This is a genomic window from Cupriavidus taiwanensis LMG 19424, from assembly GCF_000069785.1.
GTDB classification, from domain to species: Bacteria; Pseudomonadota; Gammaproteobacteria; order Burkholderiales; family Burkholderiaceae; genus Cupriavidus; species Cupriavidus taiwanensis.
This window is the reverse complement of the sequence record NC_010530.1, coordinates 2130798-2149728: the sequence shown is the minus strand read 5'-3', so window position 1 is coordinate 2149728 and position 18931 is coordinate 2130798. Positions and strand designations below refer to the sequence as shown.

The following is an 18931-nucleotide window of genomic DNA, read 5'->3' as shown; positions in this document are numbered from 1 at the left end:
GGGGATCAACATGAACAAGCAAACGGGCATGACTGGCAAGACGGTGGCAAGGCGGCTGGCCGCATGGTGCGGCGCGCTGGGCGCGGCGCTGTGGCTGGCGGGCTGCGCGGTGACGGACGTCGGCCGCGCGCCGGCGCTGGCGCGCGGAGAGACTATCGCGGTGCTGCCGATCGTCAATTACACCGAGACGCCGCAGGCCGGCCTGCGCGCCGAAGCCATTGCCGAGAGCCTGCTCAAGACCGGCGGCGTGGCCAGCCTGAAGCGCTATCCTGCCGCGCTGAACCCGGAAACCCTGTTCGAGCCGGCCGAGCGCGAGGCGGTGGGCAAGGCGCTGGAATGGGCGCGCGCCGAGAAGGCCCGCTATGCGCTGACCGGTGCGGTGCAGGAATGGCGCTACAAGGTGGGCGTCGACGGCGAGCCGGCGGTCGGCATCTCGCTGCAGCTGCTCGACGTGAACAGCGGCGAAGTGGTCTGGTCCGCCACCGGCAGCGACAGCGGCTGGAGCCGCGCCTCGCTGTCGGGCACCGCGCAGAAGTTGCTGCGCCGCCTGCTGGCGCCGCTGATGCAGGGCTGAGGCGGGGTGGCCGCCATCGGCACGACGCCGCGCCAGCGCGGCGGTGAATCGGTTCAAGCAAGGGGATGAGCGTGGCCAAGACGGCTGACAACACCTATCGCGCGCGGCAGGGACAGGGCATCGGCCTGGGCGGGCGCTATGCGCGCCTGCTGGCGCCTGCGGTCACCGGGCCCGCCGCCGTGGTGGAACTGGTAGTGGCCATGCTGGCCGCACTCGGGCTGGCCTGGCTGGTGCTGCCGCAGAATCCGCTGCTGCTGGGCATGGGCTTTCCGTGGGCGTGGCTGCTGCCGGTCATCCTGGCGCTGCGCTACGGCACGCTGATCGGCGTGGGCAGCGTGCTCATGCTGCTGGGCGCCTGGTACGTCTACCACCAGACCGGCGTGATGACCGGCCCGTTCCCGCGCCTGTTTTTCCTGGGCGGCCTGCTGCTGGTGCTGGTGGCCGGGCAGTTCGGCGATATCTGGGGCACGCGCCTGGCGCGCGCCCGCGCCGTCAACCGCTACCTCGACGAGCGCCTGGCGGCGCTGACCAAGAACCACTACCTGCTGCGCATCTCCCATGCGCGGCTGGAAAACGACCTGCTGGCGCGCCCCACCACGCTGCGTGACACGCTGTCGCAGCTGCGCGGCGTGGCGCTGGACGAGGCGGCGCGCGGTGGCCACGTGCTGGCCGGCGCGCAACCGGTGCTGCAGGTGGTGGCGCAGGCCTGCCAGCTGGAGGCGGCCGCGCTCTACGCCTGCGATGGCGAGCGCGTCGACGCGGAGTCGGCGGCCAGCATCGGGCCGGCCTTCACGCTCGACACCGCCGATCCGCTGGTGCGCCACTGCCTGGACACGCGCCAGCTGGCCCACCTGCGCGCCGACGGCCTGCAGCACGATGCCCGCACGCGCTATGTCGCGGTCGCGCCGGTGCTGGCGGGCTCCGACCACCTGATCGGCCTGCTGGTGGTGGAACGCATGCCGTTCCTGTCGCTGAACTATGAAAACCTGCAGATGCTGATGGTGCTGCTGGGCTACTACGCCGACGGCGTCGAGCATGCCGGCGCCACCCGCACCATCCAGGCGGCGCTGCCGGCGTGCCCGTATCCGTTTGCGCTGGACTATGCACGCCTGTCGCGGCTGCAGCGCGAGACCGGCATCGACAGCTCGGTGGTGGCGCTGGTGTTCGACACCGATCCCGAGCGCGATGCATTGTTCGAGCAGGTGGTGCGCAGCCGGCGCGCGCTGGACGTGGCATGGCCGCTGGTCAATCCCCATCACCGCGCCATGCTGACGCTGATGCCGCTGTCCGATGCGCAGGCCGTGGCGGCCTACCTGGTGCGAATCGAAGACATGCTGCGCGCGCAGTTCGGCACCGATTTCACCAGCGCCGGCATCGGCGTCTATACGCTGGCGGTCCCCGCCAACGGCGCGGAAGAGGCGCTGGTCAAGCTGCTGCGCCGGGCCCAGGTGGACGGCACGGTGGCGCCGTCGACGTTGCCCGCCGGGGAAGCGCCCCATGTTTAAGCTCGGCGCCGGTGGCCTGGCCGCCCAGATCGCCGCGCTGGTGCTGCTGGCACGCGCCGGCAACAGCACCGCGCTGCTGCTGGCGTTCCTCGGCACGCAGGCGGTGGCCGCCGCGCTGACCGCGCTGGTGCTGTGGCGCTTGCTGCCGCGGCGTTTGCGCGTGCCGTTCGCGTGGAGCTATGGCTTCCTGGCGCTGTTCTGCTTTTTCGTGCCGCTGGGCGGCGCGCTGGTGTGCGTGGGCAGCTACCTGCTGTCGAAGCTGTTCCCGCGCCGCATCGATACCAGCGGCATTGCCACCGTGGGCCTGCCCGAGTTTGTCACGCACCTGATGTCGCGCGTCACGCATGGCGGCGGCGCGCGGCTGCGGGCGCAGCTGGGCAATGCCCGCGCGCCGCTGCCGGAGCGCATGACCGCGCTGGTGGCAATGCAGTCGATGCCGGCGCGCACCGTCAGCCCGGTGCTGCGCGAGCTCTTGGCCGACAGCGCCGACGATATCCGGCTGCTGGCCTACGGCATGCTGGACGGCGCCGAGAAGCAGCTGACCCAGCAGATCCTGGCCGAGCTGCCGCGGCTCGAGACGGCCTACAGCCCGAGCGAGCGCGCCGAGATCAGCAAGCGGCTGGCCGACCTGTACTGGGAACTGATCTACCAGAACCTGGTGCAGGGCGATGTCTACCGCTATACCGCCAGCCAGGTCGAGCGCTACGCCAGCGCGGCGCTGTCGCATGACGACAGCAATGCCTCGCTGTGGTACATGCGCGGGCGCCTGGCGCTGGCGCGCAACGCGCCGCGCGAGGCGCGCGCCTGGCTGCAGCGCGCCGAAGCGCTTGGCTTCGCGCGCGAGCGCGTGCTGCCGCACCTGGCCGAAGCCGCTTACCTGGAACGCGACTACGCCACGGTGCGCCAGCTGATGGCATCGTTTGACAGCCCCTCGCCGCTCCCGCTGGTGCGGCCCCTGCTGCGGTACTGGCAATCATGAGCGAGATTTCGTTGAAAGCGGCGTCGGCCGACGTCATGCTGCTGCTCGAAGGCACCTTCCCTTACGTGAGCGGCGGCGTGTCGAGCTGGGTCAACCAGATGATCCGGGCGTTCCCGGAGCTGCGCTTCGGCATCGTCTTCATCGGCAGCCGGCGCGAGGACTATGGCGACATGGCCTACCAGCTGCCGGTGAACGTGGTGCACCTGGAAACCCATTACCTCTATGACTTCCCGCCGCCGCCGCTGGTGCAGGGCCGCAGCGGCGACGCGAAGGCGTTCGATGCCGCCGACCGCCTGCACGACCTGCTGCGCGAGCCGGGGCGCGAGGCCGAAGCCGGCGCGATGATCCGCGAACTGATGCCGGCGCTGCGCGAAGGCGGCGCGCTCGGCGAGGACGCGTTCCTGTACAGCCGCCGTGCCTGGCAGACCATCACCGACCAGTACCGGCGCTTCTGCACCGATCCGTCGTTCACCGATTACTTCTGGACCGTACGCATCATGCACAAGCCGCTGTGGCAGCTGGTGCGGATTGCCGACGGGCTGATCCCGGCGCGCGTCTACCACACCGTTTCCACCGGCTATGCTGGTTTTCTCGGCGCGCTGCTGCGCCACCGCAACCAGCGCCCGCTGCTGGTGTCGGAGCATGGCATCTATACCAAGGAACGCAAGATCGACCTGTTCCAGAGCCAGTGGATCCGCGACAACCGCAATGTGTTCGAGCGCGACATCTCCCAGATCAGCTATTTCCGCGAGCTGTGGGTGCGCTTTTTCGAAACCCTGGGCCGGGTCTGCTACGACGCCGGCGACGACATCGTCGCGCTCTACGAGGGCAACCGCCGCCGCCAGGTGCAGGACGGCGCCCCCGAGGCGCGCACGCGCAGCATCCCCAACGGCATCGACCTGCCGCGCCTCGCGCCGTTGCGCGCGCGGCGCCAGCCCGGCGTGCCGCCGGTGCTGTGCCTGATCGGCCGGGTCGTTCCCATCAAAGACGTCAAGACCTTTATCCGCGCGATGCTGACGGTGGTGCGCGAATACCCCGAAGCCGAAGGCTGGATCGCAGGCCCGGAGGACGAAGACCCGGAATACGCGCGCGAATGCCGCAGCCTGGCCGAAAGCCTGGGACTGGGCAAGAAGGTGAAATTCCTGGGTTTCCAGCGCATCGACGCGCTGCTGCCGCAGGTGGGTGTGCTGGTGCTCAGCTCGATCAGCGAAGCGCTGCCGCTGGTGGTGCTGGAAGGCTTTGCCGCGGGCGTGCCGTGCGTGACCACCGACGTGGGCTCGTGCCGCGAGCTGCTGTTCGGCCTGCCCGGCGAGGACGCCGCGCTGGGCCCGGCCGGCGAGGTGGTGCGCATCGCCGATCCCGCCGCGCTGGCCGCGGCCGCGCTCGGGCTGCTGCGCGACCCGGCGCGCTGGCAGGCGGCCCAGGCCGCCGGCGTGGCGCGCGTGGAGCGCTACTACACGCAGGAGCGCATGGTGGGCAGCTACCGCGAACTGTATCAACGGCTGATGGCGCAGCCTGACGGCACCGGGCATGACGGACCCGCCCGGCACGGCGGCAATCCCGCGCGCTGCCCGGTCCACGGAGGAGCCTGAGCATGGCCGGCATTGGATTCGAGCTGCGCAAGATGCTGCGGCGGGACAACCTGTCCGGCATGCTGAGCGCCTACGCGTACGCCGGCATCATCAGTTCGGGGCCGTGGATCCTGTCGATCGTCGGCATCCTGCTGATCGGCATGCTGAGCCTGCCGTTCGTGGTGCCGGGGACGCTGATCACGCAGTTCCAGGTCTCGGTGACCTACCTGATCGCTGGCAGCCTGATCCTGACCGGGCCGATGCAGCTGTCGTTCACGCGCTTTACTTCCGACCGGCTGTTCGAGAAGCGCGACCACCTGATCCTCAGCAACTACCACGCGGTCGCGCTGCTGGCGACGGTGCTGTCGGGCGGGATCGGCGTGGCGTGCGCGGTGTTCAGCTTCGGCCAGCAGTCCGTGCTGTACCGTCTGCTGATGGTGGCGGGCTTCGTGGTGCTGAGCAATATCTGGATTGCGGCGATCTTCCTGTCCAGCATGAAGCAGTACAAGGCGATCGTATGGACCTTCCTGCTGGGCTATGCGGTCTCGGTGGCGGCCGCGCTGGGGCTGCGCGGCTACGGCATGGAAGGGCTGCTGGGCGGGTTCGTCGCGGGCCAGCTGTGCCTGCTGACCGGCATGGTGACGCTGATCTACCGCAACTACACCAGCCGCCAGTTCGTCTCGTTCGAGGTGTTCCAGCGCCGCTATGCCTACCCCAGCCTGGTGGCGATCGGACTGCTGTACAACCTGGGCATCTGGATCGACAAGTTCATGTTCTGGTACGCGCCGTCTACCGGGCACGAGGTGATCGGGCCGCTGCGCGCGTCGATCATCTACGACATTCCGGTGTTCCTGGCCTACCTCGCCATCATTCCCGGCATGGCGGTGTTCCTGGTGCGCATCGAGACCGATTTCGTCGAGTACTACGACGCCTTCTACGATGCGGTGCGCGGCGGCAGCTCGCTGGAGCATATCGAGGACATGCGCAACACCATGGTCCAGACCATCCGGCTGGGCCTGTACGAGATCGTCAAGGTGCAGGCCATCGCCGCGCTGCTGCTGTTCGCGGTGGGCGTGTGGGTGCTGCGCCTGCTGGGCATTTCCGAGCTGTACCTGCCCCTGCTGTACGTCGATGTGATCGGCGCCAGCCTGCAGGTGGTGCTGCTGGGCGTGCTCAACATCTACTTCTACCTGGACCGGCGCCGCGAAGTACTGCTGCTGACCGCGCTGTTCGTGGTGCTGAACTTCGCCCTGACGCTGGTGACGCTGCAGCTGGGACCGGCCTGGTATGGCTATGGCTTCGCGGTGTCGCTGCTGGTGGTGGTGGCGCTGGCGCTGGCCATGCTGGACCACAAGCTGGAGCGCCTGGAATACGAGACCTACATGCTGCAATAGCGCCCGTGAGCACCCCGGCGCACCCCTCGTCGGGGCGTCTCGACGGAATGGGCCGCGATTAGGTAACATTGCGGCAGCCGGCGGGCTTCGGCCTGGCCCCCCGGTACAGATCGACGGCCGCGCCCCCCTTGCCAGGGTGACATACGAAGAATGACTTGCCGGCCGAGCCGTCGACACGCCGTGGCAAAGACCGCAGTTGCAGTCGGAAGCTGGCAGAAGGGTGTAGAGGTATGCGAATTGCATCCGTGGAGGATGATCCGGATCAGGCCGAACTGATCCGGCAGATTTTGGGCGAAGCCGGTTTCGAATGCGAATCCTTCGCCAACGGCGCCGACTTGCTGCGCGCCTTGCGCGAACGCGCCTACGACCTGCTGCTGGTCGACTGGCAACTGCCGGGCACCAGCGGCTATGAACTGGTCAGCTGGGTGCGGCAGAAGTCCGGCAACATGCCGCCGATCCTGTTCGTCACCAGCCGTACGGCCGAATCCGATATCGTCGACGGCCTGACGGTGGGCGCCGACGACTACATGCTCAAGCCCATCCGCGCCGGCGAGCTGGTCGCGCGCGTGCGCTCGCTGCTGCGCCGCGCCTATCCCGAGGCCGCGCAGGAGGTCGAACTGATCCGGCGCGGCAACTACACCGTCGATACCCATGCGCGCACCATCACCGTCGGCGGCGAAGCGGCGGTGCTGTCGCCGCGCGAGTATGAGCTGGCCCTGTTCCTGTTCCGCAATACCGGGCGCCTGCTGGCGCGCGAGGTGATGGAACAGGCGGTGTGGGGCCGCGCCATGGGAGCGGGCTCGCGCACGCTGGATACGCATATCTCCCGCTTGCGCCTGAAGCTGGCGCTGCGCCCCGAGAACGGCGTGAGGCTGACCTCGGTGTATTCGCACGGCTATCGCTTCGAAGAAATTTCCGCGGCCGAAGCGCAGGCGGACGAGGCCAGGGATGCGTAAGGCGGGGCGTGGCATCGCGCTGGCGCTGCTGGCCCAGTCTGCACTGTTCGGCGGGATGGCGGCGCCCGCGCATGCCGGGCCCGCGGGCGCGGAGGGCGCCGATTTCATCTACGTGGTCGAGCCGGGCGATACGCTGATCGGGCTGGCCTCGCGCTACATGGCATCGGAGCAGGGATGGCGCACGCTGCAGCGCCTGAACCGCGTGGCCGATCCGTACCGGCTGGTGCCGGGGTCGCGCGTGCGCATCCCGCTCAGCCAGATTCCGGAACAGGCCGCGTCGGCGCGCGTGGTCTACGTGAGCGGCGAGGTACGCGCCAACGGCCGGCCGGTGCAGGTGGGCATGACCCTTGACGAGGCGGCGCGCATCGAGACCCCGGCCGGTGGCTCGGCCACGCTGGAGCTGCCGGACCGCACCCGTGTCACCTTGCCGCCGGCGACGACGGTGGCGGTCAACCGCCTGCGCACGTTCGCGCGCAGCGGCCTGGTCGACACCGTGATCCGCATCGACAAGGGCGCGGCCGAGACCCGCGTGGCGCCCGAGGGCGGCGGGGTCGGCCGCTTCGAACTGCATACGCCGATGATGGTGACCGGCGTGCGCGGCACCCGCTACCGGGTGTCGGTCGACGCGGGCAGCAGCCGCAGCGAGGTGCTGCAGGGCCGCATCGGCGTCAGCGCCGCGCGCGGCGCGCGCGCGCGGCCGGCACCTGACCGCGCCATGACCGCGGCGGCGTCGCTCGAGGCCGGCTATGGCATCGGCGTGTCGGCCGGCGGCAAGCTGTCGCCACCGGTGGCGCTGCTGGCGGCGCCGGCCTTGCTGCCGCCCAATGAAACCGTGCTGGGGCCGTCGTTCGAGGCGGCCTGGCAGCCGGTGCCGGGCGCTGTCGGTTACCGCGTGCGGGTGGCGCGCGATGCGGCGCTGAGCGAACTGGTCTGGACCGGTACCGCAAGCGGCGCCGATGCCGCCCGGGTGCGGGTCGATGGCCTGCCGGAAGGCACGCTGTACCTGAGCGTCAGCGCCATCGACAAGCACCAGCTGACCGGCCATGACGCGCAGGCACCGGTATCGGTGCGGCTGAACCCGCCGGCGCCGTTCACGCAGCAGCCCGCCGCGGACGCGGTGCGCTATGCCGATGCCGTGACCTTCGAATGGGCTACGGTGCCGGACGCGGCCCGCTATGAGCTGGCGCTTGCCACCGATGCGGCCTTTACCCGCGACGCCGCCGTCCATGCCGCCGCCGCGTCGCCTGCCGCGCAGGCGCTGGCGCCGGGGCGCTGGTGGTGGCGCGTGCGCAGCGTCGATGCGGCGGACCTGCCGGGCCCGTGGTCGGACGCGGTGCCCTTCCGCATCGAGCCCAAGCCGCCGGTGCCGACCCTGCAGGATGACGGTGGCGCGCTGCATATCGGCTGGCCCGATGGCGGCGGCGGCCCGGGCTACCTGGTGCAGATGGCGGCCGATGCGGGCTTTGCCACGCTGCTGGCCGACCAGCACACCGCCACCAACGCCATCGACCTGCCGCGGCCCGCGCCGGGTGTGTACTACATCCGCGTGGCGCGCGCCGCGCCCGGCGTCGCGCCCGACCCGGCCGCGTTCTCGGCGCCGCAGCGCATCGACGTCATCGCCTTGCTGCGCGATGGCCAGGGCGGCGCAATCGGCTCGGGCGACCGGCCGGACGGCGGTGGCCGCATCCGGCTCCGCTGACGCACCGGGCCGGCCGGGGCACGCGTTCGGCCAGCGCACGCTGGTCGAATGGTGCCTGCTGGCCGCCGCGGTGCTGGCGCTGGCAATGCTTGCGGCGCGCCAGGGCTGGACCGAGCGCGCCGACCTGGCCGCCTACGACATCGCCATCGGCGCCCAGCATCATCCGGCCCGCGACGACATCGTCATCGTCGGCATCGACGACGCCAGCATCACCGCCATCGGCCGCTGGCCGTGGCGCCGCGCGGTGCTGGCGCAGCTGCTCGAGCGCATTGCCGCCGGCCGCCCGCGCGTGATCGGCGTCGACGTGATCCTGTCCGAGCGCGATACCCGCTATCCCCAGGACGACGCCGTGCTGGCGCGCAGCATGGCGCTGGCCGGCAACGTGGTGCTGCCGGTGGTGGCCGAGCCCGGCCCGGACGGCATGCTGGTGCGCTACCCGCTGGCCGGGCTGGGCGCCGCGGTCGGGCATATCAACATGGTGGTCGATACCGACGGCGTGGCGCGCCAGGTCTACCTGCGCGAAGGCCCGCATCCCGTGGCCGCCGCGGGCGTGCCGCACCTGGCCGCCGTCATGGCCGGCTTCGGCCGCGCGGGGGCGCTGTCCGCCGGCGTGCGCCAGGAGCCGGCCGTGATCACCGAAGCCAACGGCTGGGAACGCAGCGGCCGCCTGCGCATTCCGTACGCCGGCCCGCCCGGCACCTTTGCCCGCGTGTCAGTGCGCGACGTGCTGGAGGGTCGCATCGATCCGGCCATGTTTGCCGGCAAGGCGGTGCTGGTCGGCGCGCTCGCCACCGGCATGGGCGACGTGCTGCCGACGCCGGTCTCGCGCGATGGCCGCGGCATGAGCGGCGTCGAGATCCTGGCCAACACCGTGCAGGCGGTGACCGACGGCGATGCCATTGTGGCGGTGTCCCCCGCCTGGCAGGCCGGCGGCACGCTGCTGGCGGTGCTGCTGGCCGCGCTGGCGGCGCTGCGGCTGCCGCCGCGCGGCGCGCTGGTGGTCACCGGGCTGCTGCTGGCGGGCCTGCTGCTGGGGTCGCTGGCGCTGCTGGCGCTGGCGCGGCTATGGTTTGCCCCGGCCGCCGCGGTGCTGGGCTGCGTGCTGTTCTATCCGCTGTGGAGCTGGCTGCGCCAGGAAGCGGCGCTGCGCTTCCTGAGCGACGAGCTGGCGCGGCTGGAGCGCGAGCCCGGCGTGATGCCCGCGCCGCGCCAGACCGGCGCCACCCTGGATAGCCGCATGCGCGCGGTCTACGCCATGAGCGCGCAGTTGCGCGGCCTGCGCCGTTTCCTCTCCGACAGCCTGGAAAGCCTGCCGGATGCCACCGCCATCTGCGACCTGGACGGCGGCGTGCTGCTGGCCAACCGGCGCTGCGTGGCGCTGGCCCCGACGGTGCTGGCGCGCCTGCCCGAGGCGCCTGCGGAGCCGGGCGTGCCGCGTCCTGGCATCCGCGCGTTGATCGAGGCGGTGTGCCCGGCGCCGGCACCCGCGTTGGCGTACTGGCAGGCGCTGCATGATCACTATGCCGGCGCGCCTGCGGCGCGGACGCCGGTGCCCGAGGGCGGCATCGAAGTGTCCGGGCGCGGCGACCGCCGCTACCTGCTGCATGGCGCGCCGCTGCACGGCGAGTCGGGCGCCGCGGCAGGGCTGATCGTCAGCGTGATCGACATCACCGCCATCCGCCTGGCGGAGCGCCAGCGCGAGCAGATGCTGCGCTTCCTGTCGCACGACATGCGCTCGCCGCAGGCGTCGATCCTGGCGCTGATCGAGTTGCAGGAGCGCCGCGCGGGTCATGCTGCCACAAGCGCCGGCGATGGTGCCCCGGACAGCGGCGTGCTGGCCCGCATCGCGGCGCATGCGCGCCGCACCCTGGCGCTGGCCGACGATTTCATCAGCGTGGCGCGCGCGGAGTCGAAGGCGCTGGCGTTCATCGAAGTGGAGCTCGGCGGGCTGGTGCTCGACGCCACCGACCAGCTGTGGGCGCTCGCCCGGGCTCGCGAGGTGTCCTTGCAAATCGACCTGCCCGACGATCCCGCGGTGCTGCAGGGCGAACCCGCGTTGCTGGTGCGCGCCATCGCCAACCTGGTCAGCAACGCGATCAAGTTCAGCCCGGCGGGCGGCACCGTGACGGTGTCGCTGGCGCGCGAGCCGGAGCGTTTCGTGGTGGCCGTGCAGGACCACGGGCCCGGCATTGCCGACGCCGACCAGGCCCGGCTGTTCGAGCCGTTTGCGCGGCTGCATGAAGGCCAGCCCGGCGCGCCGGAAGGGACCGGGCTGGGCCTGGTGCTGGTGCGCGCCGTGGCCGAGCGGCACGGCGGCCAGGCCAGCGTGCGCAGCCAGGCCGGCATGGGTGCCGTGTTCCGCATCGAGCTGCCCGCGCCGGCCCCCTCGCCATGATTCGGGCGCAGTCGTTGACGCGTTAAGGGGCACAGCCTGTTACGGCCGCCGACACAATTGTTGGCAGTCGCGAACGGGGGATTTGCGTAGCATCGGAGCACCGCTGGAGCCGCATCCGGTGGTCTTCACGCCCACGCCAGCTCCCCCAACGTCGTAACTGGCGTGGGCGGCTTTTTTCCGGCCCGCGCGCAAAGCCACGGTGCGAAGCTAAGCGCGAAAGGTCAGGGTAAAGCGCGTCTTGCCCGCCTCGGAGGCCACACCGATGGCGCCGCCGTGCGCGGCCACGATGGCCTGCGTGATCGCCAGCCCCAGCCCCAGACCCGCGCCGTCGGACTCGGGCCGCGCGCGCGACTTGTCGGCGCGGAAGAAGCGGTCGAACAGCACGGGCAGCAACTCGGGCCGGATGGTCTCGCCTTCATTCTCCACCACCACCTGCACCGCGTCGGCGCCGGGCGTGATCTCCACCACGATGCCCTTGCCCGCCGGCGTATGCCGCAGCGCATTCGACAGCAGATTGCTCAGTGCCCGCCGCAGCATCAGGCGGTCGCCGGTGATACGGCCGCGGCCGCGCAGCGCGAGCCGCACGCCCTTGTCCTCGGCGAGCGCATCGTAGAAATCGAACAGCGCGGCGACTTCATCCGCTACCTCGATCGGCTCCGCGCTGGGCAGCGTGATGCCGTGCTCGGTCTTGGCCAGATACAGCATGTCCGACACCATGCGCGACAGCCGCTGCAGCTCTTCCACGTTGGAGGCCAGCACATCGCGGTAGCGTGCCGCATCGCGCGGCTGCGACAGCACCACCTGGGTCTGCGTCATCAGGTTGGTGATCGGCGTGCGCAGTTCGTGCGCGAGGTCCGACGAGAATTCCGACAGCCGGGCGAAGTCGCGCTGCAGCCGTTCCAGCATCGCGTTGAGGTTGGCGGCGAGGTCCGCCATTTCCACCGGCACGGTCTCGACCGGCATGCGCTCGTCGAGCTTGTGCGCGGTGACGGCACGTGCGCGCGAGGCCATGGTGCGCAGCGGCGACAGCCCGCGGCGCGCCGCCCACCAGCCCAGCAACCCGCTCGCCAGCGCCGCCAGCGCGCCGTAGAAGGCCAGCGTGTTGCGGAACGCGTGCATGAAGTGGTCATGCAATGCCGTGTCCATGCCGACCAGCACCTGCAGCGCGCCGGGCTGGCCGCCCGACCGGGCGTCGGCGGGCGCCACCGCCAGCTGCGCGCGCAAGCCGCGGTAGGTCTGGCCCTGCTGTTCCCAGGCAAAGGCGTCGCGCCCTGCCGGCGCCTGCGCGGCGGCGGCCAGCGCCGTGCGGAAATCGAAATCCCTGGTCGCGTACAGGCGCTTGCCATCGGCGCCACGCACTTCGGCGACGAAGCCGGCATGGTGCTCCAGCGCCGGCCCCAGCCGTTGCGGCAGTGACGCCGGCGGGCCGTCGGCGGCGATCTTCCCGATCAGCCGCACGTTGTCCGCCAGCACCGCGTAGTCCTCGTCGGCGAAATGATCGTCGATCGCCAGCCAGATCAGCACGCCCAGCCCCAGCAGCACCGCCGCCGACGACAGCGAGAACAGGATGGTGAGCCGCGCCGTCAGCGACAGGCGGGGCTTCATGTGGGTTGCCCGTCGTTTGCCAGAGGCGCGCCTGCTTCGTCGGCGGCTTCGGGCGCTTCGAGCACATAGCCCATGCCGCGCACGGTCTGGATCAGCCTGGCATCGAAGCCGTCGTCGATCTTGGCGCGCAGGCGCCGGATGGCGACGTCGATGACATTGCTGTCGCTGTCGAAATTCATGTCCCACACCTGTGAGGCGATCAGCGAGCGCGGCAGCACCTCGCCGCGGCGGCGCGCCAGCAGTTCCAGCAGCGCGAACTCCTTGCTGGTCAGCGTGATGCGGCGGCCGGCACGCGTGGCGCGGCGGCGGGTCAGGTCCAGCACCAGGTCGGCCACCTGGATGCGGTCCAGCGTCATCTGCGCGGTGCCGCGGCGCAGCAGCGTGCGCACGCGCGCGAGCAGTTCGGAGAAGGCGAACGGCTTGACCAGGTAGTCGTCCGCGCCCAGCTCCAGCCCCTTGACGCGGTCGGCCACGCTGTCGCGCGCGGTCAGGAACAGCACCGGCACGGGGTTTTGCCCTGCGCGCAGGGCCTGCACGATGCGCCAGCCATCCACATCCGGCAGCATCACGTCCAGGATGATCAGGTCGTAGGGCTCGGTCATGGCCATATGCTGGCCGTCCAGCCCGTTGTGCACCAGGTCGACGACGAAGCCCGCCTCGGTCAGCCCCTGGCGCAGGTATTCGCCGGTCTTGGATTCGTCCTCCACCACAAGCAGTTTCATCAGCCCTTTCCTTACGCGATCGTGCCGGCCGATCGCTCTTCATGACGGCGAGGCAACTCTACGCCGGCGTTGCCGGCGCCAACATGACCGCAAGATTACCGGATTGTCATGTTCCGGTCAGACCTCGGTAGGGTGGCGCTGGCTACGCTTGGCGTGCCGACTAACCGACCCGATGTGACATGCGACGCCCTCCAAGCCCCAGCCGCCCAGCGCTGCCTCTTTTGCTGCCTGATCCGCTTTCCGGATTGCCCGACCTGCGGCGCCGCCGCTTCGTGCAGGGGCTGGCCGCCGGCGGCGTGGTCGCCGGCCTGGCCGGCCTGGGCGGGTTTGGCGGCAGCGCCTGGGCGCAGCATGCCGGGCACGGCGGCGGTGCGCGCGACGGGCAGCCCGCCCCGGCGGGCAGCGGCGCCGGCCCGGTGCTGCGCGGCACCGAGTTCGACCTGGTGATCGGCGAATCGCTGGTCAACTACACCGGCAAGCCGACCATCGCCACCACCATCAACGGCATGCTGCCGGGCCCGACGCTGCGCTGGCGCGAGGGCGACACCGTTACCATCCGCGTGACCAACCGCCTGCGCGAGGCCACTTCGATCCACTGGCACGGCATCATCCTGCCCTACCAGATGGACGGCGTGCCCGGCATCAGCTTCCCGGGCATCGCCCCCGGCGAAACCTTCACCTACCGCTTCAAGGTCACGCAGACCGGCAGCTACTGGTATCACTCGCACTCCGGCTTCCAGGAGATGACCGGCGTGTACGGCGGCATCGTCATCGATCCGGCCGCCGGGCACGAGCGCGCGCATGCCGACCGAGACCATACCGTGCTGCTGTCGGACTGGACCGACGAAGACCCGATGCGGGTGCTGAACAAGCTCAAGATCCAGGGCGACTACTACAACTACAACCAGCCCACCGTGCTCGACTTCTTCCGCGACGTGTCGCGCGACGGGCTGAAGCAGGCGCTGGACAAGCGCCGCATGTGGAACCAGATGCGGATGAGCCCGACCGACCTGGCGGACCTGTCCAGCGCCACGCTGACGCACCTGGCCAACGGCGTCACGCCGGCGGGCAACTGGACCGGCCTGTTCCGCCGCGGCGAGACTGTGCGCCTGCGCTTTATCAACGGCTCGGGCAACACCTTCTACGACGTGCGCATTCCGGGGCTCCAGCTGCGCGTGGTGCAGGTCGACGGCCAGGACATCGAGCCCGTCACCGTCGACGAATTCCGCTTCGGCCCGGGCGAGACCTGCGACGCCATCGTGACGCCGCAGGACGACGCCTACACCCTGTTCGCGCAGTCGATGGACCGCACCGGCTATGCACGCGGCACGCTGGCGGTCCGCGAAGGCCTGTCGGCGCCGGTGCCCGCGCCGGACCGGGCCGAATGGCTGACCATGACCGACATGATGGGCGCGATGACGGGCCATGGTGGCCACGGAGGACATGGCGGCCATGGCGCCCACGCCGGCCATGGCGCGATGCCGATGGCCGGCATGGACCACGCCGGCATGGACCACAGCCAGCACGCCATGGCAGCCGCCGATGCGCTGCGGGTGCCGAGCAAGACCGCGCGCCATGCTCGCACCGAATACGGCGCCAGCACCGACATGCGCGTCGACATGGCCCGCACCAACCTCGACGACCCCGGCATCGGCCTGCGCAACAACGGCAGGCGCGTGCTGACGCTGGCCGACCAGCACACCATCGGCGGGGCCATGGACGCACGCGGGCCGGGGCGCGAGGTCGAGCTGCACCTGACCGGCAATATGGAGCGCTATACGTGGTCGTTCGACGGGGTCGAGTTCGGCAAGTCCACGCCGATCTACTTCAAGCATGGCGAACGGCTGCGCGTAATCCTGCACAACGACACCATGATGACCCACCCCATGCACCTGCATGGCATGTGGAGCGAACTGGAGGCGCCCGACGGCAGCTTCCAGGCGCGGCGCCACACCATCCCGGTGCAGCCGGCACAGCGCATCAGCTTCCTGGTCACGGCCGATGCCCTCGGGCGCTGGGCCTGGCATTGCCACCTGATGCTGCATATGGATGCGGGCATGTTCCGCGAAGTGGTGGTGGCGTGATGATGCAACGCGAACTATCGAGCCTGATGTCCGGACACAAGAAAACCATGGTGGCCGCGGCGCTGGCGCTGGGCGCCATCAGCGCAGCCTTTGCGCAGGACCCGCATGCCGGCCATGCGTACGGCCATGGTCAACAGCCGGCACCTGCCGCGCCGGCCGCGATGCAGGGCATGGACCATAGCCAGATGCAAGGGATGGACCACGGCCAGATGCAGGACATGGCGCAGCCAGAGATCCAGACCATGGACGGCGCCAACACGCCGCCGCAAGACGCTGCTCCGGCCATGGACCATGGCGACATGAAGATGCAGGGCGGCAGCGCGCCGCCCGACGCCCGCGACCCGCACGCCTATTCCGGCGGCTACCAGCTCGGCGTCGGCCAGTACGCACTAGGCGACAAGCGCCAGCTGGTGATGGCCGACGAGCACCTGTTCGCCTCGGTGCTGGTCGACCGCCTGGAATGGGCCCATGCCAATGGCCACAATGCCGCTGCCTACGAGGCGCAAGCGTGGTTCGGCAACAGCTTCGACAAGCTGGTGCTCAAGGCCGAGGGCGAGGCCTCCAGGGGCAAGCTGCACGAAGCCCGCACCGAACTGCTGTGGGGCCACGCCGTGGCCAGCTACTGGGACACCCAGCTGGGCCTGCGCAACGACGCCGGCAGCGGGCGCCCGGCGCGCAACTGGCTCGCGTTCGGCGTGCAGGGGCTGGCGCCGTACTGGTTCGAGGTGGACGCCACCGCCTATGTCGGCACCAGCGGCCGCACCGCGCTGCGGCTGTCGGCGGAATATGAACTGCTGCTGACGCAGCGCCTGATCCTGCAGCCTCGCATCGAAGCCAACCTGTATGGCAAGAACGACCCGGAAGTGGGCATTGGCAGCGGCTTGTCCAACGGCACCGTCGGGCTGCGGCTGCGCTATGAGTTCAGCCGGCAGTTCGCGCCGTATATCGGCGTGGAGCGCTACCAGACCTTCGGCAATACCGCCGACATGGTCCGGACCGCGGGCGGCAAGTCGGGCGAAACCCGCTTCGTTGCCGGCGTGCGGGTCTGGTTCTGACGGATCGCTTCAATCATCACGACTTCTACATCCCCGAGTGGAGACCACCATGCATGCCAATCGCCCCCTGATCCACGCCATGATTGCGGCCATCGCCGCGCTGGGCAGCAGCCTTGCCTTCGCGCATCCCAGGCTGGAAGCGTCGTCGCCAGCCGACAAGGCCGAGGTGCCGGCGCCGCAGAAGATCGAACTGCGCTTCTCCGAGAATCTCGTCACCCAGTTCTCCGGCGCCAACCTGGTGATGACCGGCATGCCGGGCATGGCCAACCATGCGCCGATGAAGATGGCCGTGAAGGTCTCGGGCAGCGATGACCCCAAGACCATGGTCATCACCCCCACGCAGCCGCTGCCGCCGGGCAGCTACCGGGTGGACTGGCGCGCGGTGTCTTCGGACACCCATCCCGTCAATGGCAACGTCGCGTTCACGGTGAAGTAATTGGCGCAGCCGGAGTGGCTGGCAGCCGGGCTGCGCCTGGCGCTTTATCTCGACCTTGCCCTGATGTTCGGGCTGCCGCTGTTCTGCCTCTACGTGCTGCAGCGGGACGAACGCGCCTGCCGCTTCGCGCGGCGTTGCCGGGCGCTGGCGCTGGGTGGCGCCGGCGTGGGCATCGCGCTGTCGCTGCTGGCCCTGGTCGAGATGGCGCGCGCCATGACAGGCGCGTCGGACTATGCCGCCCTGCAGGCCCATGTGCTGGCAATGATCGTCACCGGGACGGACTTCGGCGTGGCCTGGTGCGTGCGCATGGCAGCCCTGCTGCTGTTCGCGCTGGCCGGCATGGGCGCGCGCCGGCTGCGTGCGCCCTTTGCGGTGCTGGCCGCGTATGGCGGCGTGGCGCTGGCCACGCTGGCCTGGGGCGGGCATGGCGCGATGCACGACGGCGCGGTGCGCTACCTGCACCTGGCGTCGGACGTGACCCACCTGCTGGCCGCGGGCGCATGGGTGGGAGCGCTGGCGGCGTTCCTGCTGCTGGCATGGCCCGGACCGACGCCGCACGGCGAGGCCCTCGCGCTGCTGAGCCGCAGTGCCAACGGCTTCGCGCGCATCGGCACACGCATCGTGGCCTTGCTGGTAGTGACCGGCGTGCTCAATTACTGGCTCATCGTCGGGCCGGTGATGCCGGAATTTGCGCCGATGTCCTACGGGGGGCTGCTGGCGGCCAAGCTTGCGCTGTTTGCCACCATGCTCGGGCTGGCGGCGGCGAACCGGTTTGCGCTGGCGCCGCGCCTGGCAGAGGCCGCGCGCACGGGTGAACGCGGTCCGGCACTGCGCGCCGTGAAGGGGCTGCGGCGCAGCCTGCTGCTGGAAGCCGGCACCGCCGCGCTGGTGCTGGCGCTGGTGGCGGTACTGGGCATGCTGTCGCCGACGCCGGCATGACGGCCGCGCTTGAGGACCACGTTTGCGGCCGTTTTCTTGCCGCCCGGCGCGCGGCTTCACACGTAGGCGATCAGCCGTCCGGCGCAGATCACCAGCAGCCAGGCGGCGATGGACAGGATCGCATTCAGGCGGGCGCCGGCAGGCGGCGGGGCGTCGGCGTCCCAGCCGCGTTCACGGTCATGCAGGCTGCGGCTGGGCCCGGCGTGGAACCACAACACGTTGGCGAGCGCCAGCGCGATCAGGCCCAGCTTGGCGAGGAAGGCGGGATTGGCGGCCAGTTCATCGGCATGCGCCACGAACAGCAGCACGCCGCTGGCCGCGACGGCGATGAAGGCGCCAATGGTGAAGGGCAGCGCATGGCGCAGCAGCAGGCTCACTGGCAGCCGCCGGCCGAGCCCGGCCAGCCGCATGTCGACCACCACGATGGAGCCGAACAGCAGCGCCATGCCGGCGAGGTGGACGATCTCCACCGCGGGGTAGGCCCAGGCCGAACTGCGCAGCGCGGTGGCGAACGGCAGCCGCGCCAGCGCGCCGGCCCATTCGGTCCATGCGGTCCACGCGGTGAACAGCGGCGCCGGCATGCGGCGTGGCGGCTCAGCGCAGCTCGACCGTCTTGCCGTCCATGGTGATGCGCTCGGCGCGCAGTTCGTCCGGTTTTTCCTTGCTGGCGTAGCCAACCAGCGTGACCTCGCGGCCCACCGCCACCTTGTCCGAGGTCGCGCCGCGCGCTTCCATGCGCGATACGGGTGCCAGCACCGCCAGCCAGCGCTTGCCGCCGGCGTCGATGCGGATCTGCGCGTGCGGGTTCTCGTAATGGCTTTCGACGATCTTGCCGGTCAGCGTCAGGGGCCTGGTCTCGTCATAGGTCGACCAGCCGTGGTGGGCGATGGCCGGCACGGCCGCCATGGCCAGGGCGGCGGCGAGCAGGGCGGGGCGGAACAGGGCGCGGATGCTGGGCATGGCGGGGTCTCCGGTCAGGACAGGTGCAGTATAGGCGCCGCCGCCTGTCCTTGCCGC

Annotated in this window: 16 protein-coding genes; 12 read left to right on the top strand and 4 right to left on the bottom strand. The window is 70.4% G+C overall.

Annotated elements, in window-relative coordinates:
- Positions 1-10 precede the first annotated feature (10 nt).
- From RALTA_RS25085 to RALTA_RS25050, 8 genes are all read left to right on the top strand, one after another.
- A complete protein-coding gene (locus RALTA_RS25085; RefSeq protein WP_012356770.1) occupies positions 11-574 on the top strand; it encodes a hypothetical protein in 564 nt (187 codons plus the stop codon).
- A gap of 65 nt (positions 575-639) precedes the next feature.
- Positions 640-2079 (top strand): PelD GGDEF domain-containing protein, encoded by a 1440-nt coding sequence (locus tag RALTA_RS25080; RefSeq protein ID WP_012356769.1) that lies wholly within the window; start codon positions 640-642, stop codon positions 2077-2079.
- Positions 2072-3058 (top strand): tetratricopeptide repeat protein, encoded by a 987-nt coding sequence (locus tag RALTA_RS25075; protein WP_012356768.1) that lies wholly within the window; start codon positions 2072-2074, stop codon positions 3056-3058. The genes RALTA_RS25080 and RALTA_RS25075 overlap by 8 nt, the downstream gene beginning before the upstream one ends.
- Positions 3055-4650 carry a GT4 family glycosyltransferase PelF gene (pelF, locus tag RALTA_RS25070; RefSeq protein WP_012356767.1) on the top strand — a complete coding sequence of 532 codons (1596 nt, stop codon included), beginning with the start codon at positions 3055-3057 and terminating at the stop codon, positions 4648-4650. Before RALTA_RS25075 ends, pelF begins: the two co-directional genes overlap by 4 nt.
- A gap of 2 nt (positions 4651-4652) precedes the next feature.
- Positions 4653-6023, top strand: coding sequence for an exopolysaccharide Pel transporter PelG (gene pelG / locus RALTA_RS25065; RefSeq protein ID WP_012356766.1), 1371 nt, complete (start codon positions 4653-4655; stop codon positions 6021-6023).
- 230 nt (positions 6024-6253) lie between these two features.
- A complete protein-coding gene (locus RALTA_RS25060) occupies positions 6254-6979 on the top strand; it encodes a response regulator transcription factor (protein WP_012356765.1) in 726 nt (241 codons plus the stop codon).
- Positions 6972-8678 carry a FecR domain-containing protein gene (locus tag RALTA_RS25055; protein ID WP_012356764.1) on the top strand — a complete coding sequence of 569 codons (1707 nt, stop codon included), beginning with the start codon at positions 6972-6974 and terminating at the stop codon, positions 8676-8678. Before RALTA_RS25060 ends, RALTA_RS25055 begins: the two co-directional genes overlap by 8 nt.
- Positions 8611-11073, top strand: coding sequence for a CHASE2 domain-containing protein (locus tag RALTA_RS25050; protein WP_050976527.1), 2463 nt, complete (start codon positions 8611-8613; stop codon positions 11071-11073). The genes RALTA_RS25055 and RALTA_RS25050 overlap by 68 nt, the downstream gene beginning before the upstream one ends.
- A 207-nt stretch (positions 11074-11280) precedes the next feature.
- Here RALTA_RS25050 and RALTA_RS25045 read toward each other — a convergent pair whose 3' ends face one another.
- The gene (locus RALTA_RS25045; RefSeq protein ID WP_012356762.1) at positions 11281-12678 is read right to left on the bottom strand and encodes a heavy metal sensor histidine kinase; all 1398 of its coding nucleotides are present in this window, start codon (positions 12676-12678) and stop codon (positions 11281-11283) included.
- Positions 12675-13400 carry a heavy metal response regulator transcription factor gene (locus RALTA_RS25040; RefSeq protein WP_012356761.1) on the bottom strand — a complete coding sequence of 242 codons (726 nt, stop codon included), beginning with the start codon at positions 13398-13400 and terminating at the stop codon, positions 12675-12677. Before RALTA_RS25040 ends, RALTA_RS25045 begins: the two co-directional genes overlap by 4 nt.
- Before the next feature lie 179 nt (positions 13401-13579).
- Between RALTA_RS25040 and RALTA_RS25035 the strand changes: the two genes are divergently transcribed.
- Genes RALTA_RS25035 through copD form a run of 4 tightly spaced genes read left to right on the top strand, consistent with a single transcriptional unit; the run spans position 13580 to position 17914 of the window.
- Positions 13580-15484 carry a copper resistance system multicopper oxidase gene (locus RALTA_RS25035; protein ID WP_012356760.1) on the top strand — a complete coding sequence of 635 codons (1905 nt, stop codon included), beginning with the start codon at positions 13580-13582 and terminating at the stop codon, positions 15482-15484.
- A gap of 26 nt (positions 15485-15510) precedes the next feature.
- Positions 15511-16539, top strand: a complete 1029-nt coding sequence (locus RALTA_RS25030) for a copper resistance protein B (protein WP_012356759.1) — start codon at positions 15511-15513, stop codon at positions 16537-16539.
- A 49-nt stretch (positions 16540-16588) separates the two neighbouring features.
- On the top strand, positions 16589-16975 hold the full coding sequence (copC, locus tag RALTA_RS25025; protein WP_012356758.1) for a copper homeostasis periplasmic binding protein CopC: 387 nt from the start codon (positions 16589-16591) through the stop codon (positions 16973-16975).
- Complete coding sequence (gene copD / locus RALTA_RS25020; RefSeq protein ID WP_012356757.1) at positions 16976-17914, top strand: copper homeostasis membrane protein CopD; 939 nt, start codon at positions 16976-16978, stop codon at positions 17912-17914.
- 56 nt (positions 17915-17970) lie between these two features.
- On the opposite strand, the gene RALTA_RS25015 is transcribed toward copD, so the two are convergent.
- Complete coding sequence (locus RALTA_RS25015; protein WP_012356756.1) at positions 17971-18495, bottom strand: DUF6644 family protein; 525 nt, start codon at positions 18493-18495, stop codon at positions 17971-17973.
- 13 nt (positions 18496-18508) lie between these two features.
- A complete protein-coding gene (locus RALTA_RS25010; RefSeq protein ID WP_012356755.1) occupies positions 18509-18874 on the bottom strand; it encodes a DUF6152 family protein in 366 nt (121 codons plus the stop codon).
- Between the last annotated feature and the right edge of the window lie 57 nt (positions 18875-18931).